Annotated in this window: 1 protein-coding gene; it reads left to right on the top strand. The window is 45.3% G+C overall.

Annotated elements, in window-relative coordinates; genetic code table 11:
* Positions 1 to 119 precede the first annotated feature (119 nt).
* Positions 120 to 1397: an IS110 family RNA-guided transposase gene (locus BBA02S_RS19855; protein ID WP_041098389.1), complete on the top strand. Its 1278-nt coding sequence runs from the start codon at positions 120 to 122 to the stop codon at positions 1395 to 1397.
* The last annotated feature ends 378 nt before the right edge of the window (positions 1398 to 1775 follow it).

The following is a 1775-nucleotide window of genomic DNA, read 5'->3' as shown; positions in this document are numbered from 1 at the left end:
GGAGCATTCCTGTTAGAAGGATTTTCGGGGACTTGAACAAAAAGAGCCCTCTTGGTATGATGCGGGGTGTCAAATCTGGACGAAATGACCCCTAATTTGTAACCAAGGAGGACTCCATAATGGATTTTAAACAAAATCAAAAAATAAATCAAGTCACGGAACAAACACTCGTTGTCGGGATCGACATTGCGAAGCGCACACATTTCGCTTGCTTTGTAGATGATCGCGGCCGGGTGCTCCGAAAATCATTTTCCGTTTCGCAGTCGCGAGAAGGATTTGAGCTTTTCTATCAACTCATCCTAAATGCGCTGAAAGAACACGGAAAAACCGAAGTCCTAGTTGGGATTGAACCGACTGGCCATTATTGGCTCAATCTAGCTTATTTTCTTGAAGAACGAGGCATTCCACTTGTCATGGCGAATCCGATGCACGTCAAACGTTCCAAGGAGTTAGATGACAATCTTCCCACGAAACATGACCGTAAAGATGCACTTGTAATCGCCAGACTCTTGAAAGACGGACGCTTTAGTTATCCACGAATCTTAAAAGATGTGGAGGCTGAACTTCGAGTCGGATCCACGTTTAAAAGCAAGTTGACAGACGAATTAGGGGCGGTCAAAAATAGCATCATTCGTTGGTTAGATCGCTATTTTCCTGAATTCACGCAGGTCTTTCCGTCATTCGGAAAGATGGCGTTGGCCGTACTTGAATGTACGCCATTTCCGAGTGATCTTCACCAGAAACAGCCCGATGAGGTACTATCCCTTTATCGAGAAGTTGAGGGGCTCAAATCGCCCCAAAGACCGAAAGCTACGCGTCTGATTGAAGTCGCAGCTCACTCGATTGGAGTAACAGAAGGACGTGAGATGGCCCGTTATGAAATCGCCACACTGGTCCGTCGTTACCACCAGTTAGAACAAGAAATCGAAGACATGACTCAGCGCTTAGTGGAGCTTGTCCAAACATCGGTCGAATACGAATGGCTCTCAACGGTTCAAGGTCTTGGAGATCCAACGATTGTCGAGCTGTTAGCTGAAATCGGAAGTTTTTCACACTATGAACATCCACGCCAACTCATCAAACTTGCGGGATTAACGTTACGTGAAAACTCCTCCGGTCAGCACAAAGGTCAAAAACGGATCTCCAAACGAGGTAGAAGGAAGCTGCGTGCTCTTCTGTTTCGAACCATGATACCGATCATTCGCCACAACAAGGCTTTTCGAACATTGCATGAGTACTACACCACTCGTACGGTAAATCCGTTACGCAAGAAACAGTCCATCGTGGTTTTATGCGGAAAACTATTAAAAGTGTTACATGGAATTAGCACGAAGCACCAAGCGTTTGACGCACAGCGAATGATGAAAGACACCCCTAGTCTCGCAGAGGCTATGTAACGTCTACATTCCCTTGAAAGACCTAGACAACAGGATGACACGGAGAAGCTGGCATTATACCATCCATTCGACCTCGAGTCCCTTAAGGAGCTTCGCTAGCCTCTGCCTTATGACTAGACCGAACGAAGGAATGTAGGCACACAGATGCCCAGAGACATGGGAGGGTACGTCATCATAAGTTACGCAGAGATCCATGGTGCATCGAATAAATCCACCACACTACTTACCATATTTTCCTAGTAGTGACCGCGTAGCGTACCCACTGACTGTTAAAGAATCACATATTTTAAAAATACTGTTAGGAATTGTGTTGAAAAATATTTTTTTGACACCCCACCAACGGGTTAAATCGTTGATAAATCAATATTTATAGAGGGA

Origin of the sequence: Bacillus badius NBRC 15713 (assembly GCF_001591605.1) — a bacterium.
GTDB classification, from domain to species: Bacteria; Bacillota; Bacilli; order Bacillales; family Domibacillaceae; genus Pseudobacillus; species Pseudobacillus badius.
This window is presented reverse-complemented; position numbering and strand designations above follow the sequence as displayed.